7 protein-coding genes are annotated in these 6,062 nt (G+C 63.5%); all 7 read left to right on the plus strand.

What is annotated here, in order from left to right; genetic code table 11:
- Positions 1-52 precede the first annotated feature (52 nt).
- The 7 genes from WAW17_RS16695 (at position 53) to WAW17_RS16725 (ending at position 6,017) form a co-directional block, all read left to right on the plus strand.
- Positions 53-1,264 carry a cytochrome P450 gene (locus tag WAW17_RS16695; RefSeq protein WP_422334062.1) on the plus strand — a complete coding sequence of 404 codons (1,212 nt, stop codon included), beginning with the start codon at positions 53-55 and terminating at the stop codon, positions 1,262-1,264.
- 67 nt (positions 1,265-1,331) lie between these two features.
- Entirely contained in the window at positions 1,332-1,892 is a 561-nt protein-coding gene (locus WAW17_RS16700; RefSeq protein ID WP_422334068.1) for a TetR/AcrR family transcriptional regulator, read from the plus strand.
- A gap of 5 nt (positions 1,893-1,897) precedes the next feature.
- Positions 1,898-3,124, plus strand: a complete 1,227-nt coding sequence (locus WAW17_RS16705; protein WP_422334063.1) for a cytochrome P450 — start codon at positions 1,898-1,900, stop codon at positions 3,122-3,124.
- Positions 3,117-3,902, plus strand: a complete 786-nt coding sequence (locus tag WAW17_RS16710) for an SDR family oxidoreductase (RefSeq protein ID WP_422334064.1) — start codon at positions 3,117-3,119, stop codon at positions 3,900-3,902. The genes WAW17_RS16705 and WAW17_RS16710 overlap by 8 nt, the downstream gene beginning before the upstream one ends.
- Complete coding sequence (locus tag WAW17_RS16715) at positions 3,899-5,251, plus strand: cytochrome P450 (RefSeq protein ID WP_422334065.1); 1,353 nt, start codon at positions 3,899-3,901, stop codon at positions 5,249-5,251. Before WAW17_RS16710 ends, WAW17_RS16715 begins: the two co-directional genes overlap by 4 nt.
- Positions 5,251-5,469, plus strand: a complete 219-nt coding sequence (locus tag WAW17_RS16720; protein WP_422334066.1) for a ferredoxin — start codon at positions 5,251-5,253, stop codon at positions 5,467-5,469. The genes WAW17_RS16715 and WAW17_RS16720 overlap by 1 nt, the downstream gene beginning before the upstream one ends.
- Positions 5,469-6,017, plus strand: a complete 549-nt coding sequence (locus tag WAW17_RS16725) for a nuclear transport factor 2 family protein (protein WP_422334067.1) — start codon at positions 5,469-5,471, stop codon at positions 6,015-6,017. The genes WAW17_RS16720 and WAW17_RS16725 overlap by 1 nt, the downstream gene beginning before the upstream one ends.
- Positions 6,018-6,062: the final 45 nt, after the last annotated feature.

Below are 6,062 nucleotides of genomic sequence, written 5' to 3' on the forward strand. Positions count from 1 at the left end.
TATGTGTAGTTTAAGGCACATATCATTCGTTTAATGAGCGAGGAGGTCGCGGATGACCGCGTTCCGGGTTGATCTGAAGTCCCCAGACGTGTACGCCGACGGGGTTCCGCACGAGTTCTTCGACGAACTCCGAAGGAGCTGTCCGGTGTATTGGCAACCGGAGGAGAACGGCACCGGTTACTGGGCCGTGACCACACACGCGGATGTGGTGGCGGTGTCGCGGGACAGCGCCACGTTCTCCTCCGCCGTGGGTACCACGCAGATCGATGATTTCGACGAGGAAACCAAGGCGAAGCAAGCTGCCATGCTCATCAATCTGGATCCGCCGGACCACACCCGACTGCGGCAGTTGGTCAGTCGCGGGTTCACGCCGCGCACGGTCAAGAAGCTCGAGGAGCATATCCGAGAGATCTGTTCGAGGATCGTGGACGAGCTTCTCGACGCGGGCGAGGTCGACTTCGTGCCTCACGCCGCTGCCCCACTGCCACTCGAGGTGATCGCCGCCTTGCTCGGTGCGCCACCGTCGGATGTGGACAGGCTCTACGACTGGTCCAACCGGATGATCGGATTCGACGATCCCGAATACGGCACCACGCAGGCGGACGGCGAGATGGCCGCGATGGAAATCTTTCTGTACGCCAACCAATTGGCGGCACAGCGGCGAATCGAACCCCGTGACGACATCGTCACCAAGCTGGTTCAGCCGGACGAGAACGGTGACACGCTCACCGAGATGGAATTCAACATGTTCTTCGTCCTGCTCGTCGTGGCGGGGAACGAAACGACCCGCAACGCGACGGCGGGCGGCATGCAGGCCTTCATCGACCATCCCGATCAGTGGCGCCGTCTGCAGGCGGAGCCCGGACTCTCCGCCACGGCAGTGGAGGAGATTCTGCGATGGGTCACCCCCGTCATGGATTTCCGCCGAACCGCGACCCGGGACGCCATGATCGGCAACCAGCCGGTCGAGGCGGGCGACAAGGTGGTGATCTACTACCCCAGCGCCAACCGTGACGAGGACGTGTTCGAGGAGCCGTTCCGGTTCGATATCGGGCGGACGCACAACCCGCACGTCGCATTCGGGGGAAGCGGAGTGCACTTCTGTCTGGGCGCACATCTGGCACGTATCGAGCTCAGAATTCTCTTCGAGACCATGGCCGCTCGGATCGACCACGTGGAACCCACCGGTCCGGTCACCCGGTTGCGGTCGAACTTCATCAGCGGCATCAAGTCGATGCCCGTCAGAATCCACCCTCGCGCATGATGAACGGGCCGTGGGCCATTGCTACCCTCGACGGACTGTAGTAGCGTCCAGACACGTGTCCAGTAAGTTGAATTTCGAGTCCACCCGCCGTCGCCTCACCGAGAAGCAGGCCGACACGGTCGACCGGCTCACCAAAGCAGCAGTAGAGGTATTGCGAGAAGAGGGCTTCGCCGGCCTCACCGTTCGCTCGGTGGCCGGAATCGCGGGAGTGGCGCCGGCAACGGCCTACACCTACTTCTCTTCCAAGGAACATCTGGTGGCCGAAGTATTCTGGCGTCGCCTCGCGGCATCACCTCAGCCTGCCGCGGACGGACTCGATCGCACCGGACGCGTGTGTGCCGTACTGCGGCACATCGCACTGCTCGTCGAGGACGAACCCGAACTGGCCGGGGGCGTCACGAGCGCACTGCTCGGCCGGGACCCTGACGTCGAGCACCTTCGCACGCGGATCGGACTCGAGATCCGGAAGCGACTGGCCGATGCGCTCGGGGACGATCCCGACTCGGACGTCCTCGAGGCGCTGGAGTTGCTGTACGCCGGCGGCCTGGTACGCGCAGGCATGGGTTACGGGTCGTACACCGAATTCGCCGATCGACTGGAAACGTCCGCCAAGCTGATTCTGGAGTGATTGCCATGACCCTAGCGTCGATCACCGGAGCGTCACTCGATCCGGTGACCTTCAATCCCTACGATTACGACTTCCATGAGGATCCCTACGTCACGTATCGCCGACTGAGGGAAGAAGCACCGCTCTACTACAACGACCAACTCGAATTCTGGGCGCTGTCGCGTCACGAGGACGTGGTGGCTGCGTTCCGTGACAATGCGAGACTGTCGAGCGCCAATGGCGTCTCCCTCGATCCCGCCGCCTACGGGCCCCACGCGTACAAGACGATGTCCTTCCTCGCCATGGACGATCCGCGGCATATGCGCATGCGGCAGTTGGTCTCTCGCGGTTTCACGCCGCGCCGCGTCAACGAACTGCACGGACGCATCGAGGAGCTGACCACGCAGTATCTCGATCCGGCGATCGCCTCGGGAGAATTCGACTGGATCGGCGAGTTCGCCGGCAAACTCCCCATGGACGTGATCTCGGAACTCATGGGAGTGCCGGAAGCCGATCGGAACGAATTGCGCCGGCTCGCCGACCTGGTGGTCCACCGCGAAGAGGGCGTGCTCGACGTTCCGCACGCTGCGATGGAAGCCTCGCTCTACCTCGTCGGTTACTACGCCGACATGCTCGCCGAGCGTCGGAAGAAGCCCTCGGAAGACCTCACCTCGGCGCTGCTCGAAGCCGAGATCGACGGCGACCGCCTCACCGACGACGAGATCATCGCGTTCATGTTCCTCATGGTGGTGGCGGGCAACGAGACCACCACGAAGCTGCTGGGGAACGCGCTGTACTGGGGTTCACGGTTCCCCGACCAGGCCCGGCTCGTCCTCGACGATCCGGCGCGCGTGCCGGACTGGGTGGAGGAGACACTCCGCTTCGATACCTCGAGCCAAATGGTCGCCCGCACGGCCGCGGTGGATGTGTCGTTCCACGACAAGACGATTCCGGCCGGGGACAAGGTGCTGATCCTCATCGGTTCCGCCAACCGTGACTCGGCCGTGTTCGAGGATGCCGACGAGTACCGCATCGGCCGGGACAGCACCAACAAGCTGGCCAGCTTCGGCGGCGGTACCCACTTCTGCCTGGGTGCCCACATGGCCCGCCTCGAGGCGAAGATTGCGCTGACCCAACTGGTCGAGAAGGTCGAGAGCTTCGAGGTCGACGAAAGTAATTGTGTGCGAGTTCATTCGACGAATGTCCGAGGGTTCGCCTCGGTCCCTTTGAAAGTGCAGGTTCGCAATGCCTAGGTTCGAACCCAATCCGCAACGGCGACCCGCCATCGTCAGTGGTGCATCCTCGGGGATCGGCACCGCGACCGCCTACGCCCTGGCGGAGCTCGGGCATCCCGTGGCACTCGGGGCCCGCCGGGTGGCCGAATGCGAAGAGATCGCGGAAAAGATCCGAAGCAACGGAGGGGAGGCGTTCGCGCATTTCCTCGACGTCACCGACACCTCCTCCGTGGACGCGTTCGTGACCGCGGCCGAGAAGGCTCTCGGACCGGTGGAGATTGCACTGTCCGGGGCGGGCGATCTGGAGTTCTCCACCGTTCACGAGATGGATCCGGATCGGTTCCAGAAGCAGGTCGACGTCCATCTCGTCGGCGCCCAGCGCCTCGCCCACCGGATCCTTCCCGGCATGATCGAACGCAGGCGCGGCGACTTCGTGCTCATCGGTTCGGACTGCGCCGACTCCCCGCGTCCGAGGATGGGTGCGTACAACGCCGCGAAGACCGGGGTCGAGGCGATGGGTCGGCAGTTGCGGATGGAACTGGAGGGTACCGGCGTCCGCGTCTCCACCGTCCGCCCGGGACCCACCCAGACGGCAATGGGGCTGAACGTCACCGAGGAGATCATCGGACCCGTCCTCGAAGACTGGGCCAAGTGGGGTTTCGCCCGCCATTCGTACTTCTTGCGCGCCTCCGCGATCGCTGACGCCGTCGTCGCCACCGTGAGTGCTCCCCGCGGGGCGCACATGGTGCTGATCGAGGTCCAGCCCGAGGCGCCGCTCCGAAAGGAAGATCGATGAATCTACTTCAACCACAACGTGTGTCCGGCGGAGAACTCGAGCACGGCCACCTCGAGGAGCTTCGCACCGACCCCATCGCCCTGATGCGCAGAGTCCGGGAGGAGTGCGGTAACGTCGGGGTCTTCCAGCTCGCTGATCGCAACGTGGTGCTCCTCTCCGGCGCCGAGGCGAACGAGTTCTTCTTCCGCTCGAGTGACGAGGAACTGGATCAGCAGGCGGCGTACCCCTTCATGAAGCCGATCTTCGGCGAGGGCGTCGTCTTCGACGCCAGCCCCGAGCGGCGCAAGGAGATGCTGCACAATCAGGCATTACGCGGCGAGCAGATGAAGGGGCACGCCGCCACCATCGCCGATGAGGTCGACAGCATGGTGTCGCGCTGGGACGACGAGGGTGAAATCGACCTTCTCGAGTTCTTTGCCGAGCTCACCATCTATACCTCGTCGTCCTGTCTCATCGGCAAGAAGTTCCGCGACCAGCTCGACGGCCGATTCGCCCAGCTCTACCACGAGCTCGAGCAGGGCACGGATGCCATCGCGTTCGTCGATCCCTACGCGCCGATCGAGAGCTTCCGTCGCCGTGACGAGGCGCGGGTGAAGTTGGTTGCCCTGGTGCAGGACATCATGACCGGGCGGATCGCCGAGCCGCCGCAGGGCAAAGAGGATCGGGACATGCTCGACGTTCTCGTCTCCATCAAGGACGAGGCCGGCAACGAGAGGTTCAGTGCCGACGAGATCACCGGAATTTTCATCTCGATGATGTTCGCCGGCCACCACACCACGTCCGGCACCGCAGCGTGGACGCTGATCGAACTGCTCCGCCACCCCGATTACATGAAGCAGGTGGTGACCGAACTGGACGGACTGTACTCGGACGGATCGGACATCAGTTTCGGTGCTCTCCGTCAGATCCCGAAACTCGAAGCGGTACTGAAGGAGACGCTGCGACTGCATCCACCGCTCATCATGCTGATGCGCGTGGCGCGCGGTGACTTCGAGGTGGGTGGCTACCGGATTGCCGAGGGTGACCTGGTGGCGGCCACGCCGGCGGTCTCCAACAGAATCCCCGAGGACTTTCCGAACCCGGATTCGTTCGATCCCGAGCGTTACATCGACCCGAATCAGGAAGACATCGTCAACCGGTGGACCTGGATTCCGTTCGGTGCGGGCAGGCACCGGTGCGTCGGTGCGGCGTTCGCATTGATGCAGCTGAAGGCCATCTTCTCGATCCTGCTGCAGGACTGGGAGTTCGAGATGGCTCAGCCATCGGAGACGTACCGCAACGACCACAGCAAGATGGTGGTTCAACTGCAGCAACCCTGCGCGGTGAGGTACCGGAAGCGCAGCAAGTGATGAAGGTGGAAGCCGACCTCGATTTGTGCCAGGGCCACGCTATGTGCGAGCTCGAGGCACCCGACGTGTTCGCCGTGCCGAAGCACGGGAAGGTCGAGATTCTGAATGCGAACCCGCCCGAGACACTGCGTGCGGACGTGGACAGCGCTGTGCGCTTCTGTCCCACCCAGGCCCTGCGGATCGTCGAAGACAACGAAACTTCTGAAGGAGATACGTAATGGCACAGTTCGACCGCGCCGAACTCGACGAGATGGTGCAGCGGTGGGTAGACGAGAACAAGCGGTGTGAGTCGCTCGGCGACTGGAAGCCCCTGGCCGCCATGTACACCGAAGACGCCACGTATGGCTGGAACTACGGCCCGAAGGACGATTTCATGGCCGTCGGCCGGGACGAGATCCGAGACCTGGCGCTGGGCCAGGAAATGGACGGTCTCGAGGGCTGGCAGTACCCGTATCAGCAGGTGGTCGTCGACGACCGGACCGGTGACGTCATCGGGTTCTGGAAGCAGGTGTCGGAGCGGACCCGTGAGGACGGTTCGCATTACGAGGTTCACGGCATCGGTGGAAGCTGGTTCCGGTACGGCGGAAACTTCCAGTGGTCCTGGCAGCGTGACTTCTTCGACTTCGGTAACGTGTCGAGCCTGTTCGTCGAGATGATCACCGACAACGCGCTGTCCGACGGGATGAACGCGCGGATTCAGCGTTCGGCGGGCGGCCGGCTTCCCGGGTGGTACCCGGCAGGTAAGGCCCCGGTGTCGCTGTGGTGAACCCGGCGCGTACCACTGCGTCGTTCGCGGATCTGTCCCGGGAAG

The organism is Rhodococcus sp. (in: high G+C Gram-positive bacteria), assembly GCF_049286785.1.
Lineage (GTDB): Bacteria > Actinomycetota > Actinomycetes > Mycobacteriales > Mycobacteriaceae > Rhodococcus_F.

Excerpts from the sequence above, each read along its gene's own strand:
- WAW17_RS16695 (WP_422334062.1), top strand. The coding sequence starts at position 53 with ATGACCGCGTTCCGGGTTGATCTGAAGTCCCCAGACGTGTACGCCGAC.
- WAW17_RS16705 (WP_422334063.1), top strand. The coding sequence starts at position 1,898 with ATGACCCTAGCGTCGATCACCGGAGCGTCACTCGATCCGGTGACCTTC.
- WAW17_RS16710 (WP_422334064.1), top strand. The coding sequence starts at position 3,117 with ATGCCTAGGTTCGAACCCAATCCGCAACGGCGACCCGCCATCGTCAGT.
- WAW17_RS16715 (WP_422334065.1), top strand. The coding sequence starts at position 3,899 with ATGAATCTACTTCAACCACAACGTGTGTCCGGCGGAGAACTCGAGCAC.
- WAW17_RS16720 (WP_422334066.1), top strand. The coding sequence starts at position 5,251 with ATGAAGGTGGAAGCCGACCTCGATTTGTGCCAGGGCCACGCTATGTGC.
- WAW17_RS16725 (WP_422334067.1), top strand. The coding sequence starts at position 5,469 with ATGGCACAGTTCGACCGCGCCGAACTCGACGAGATGGTGCAGCGGTGG.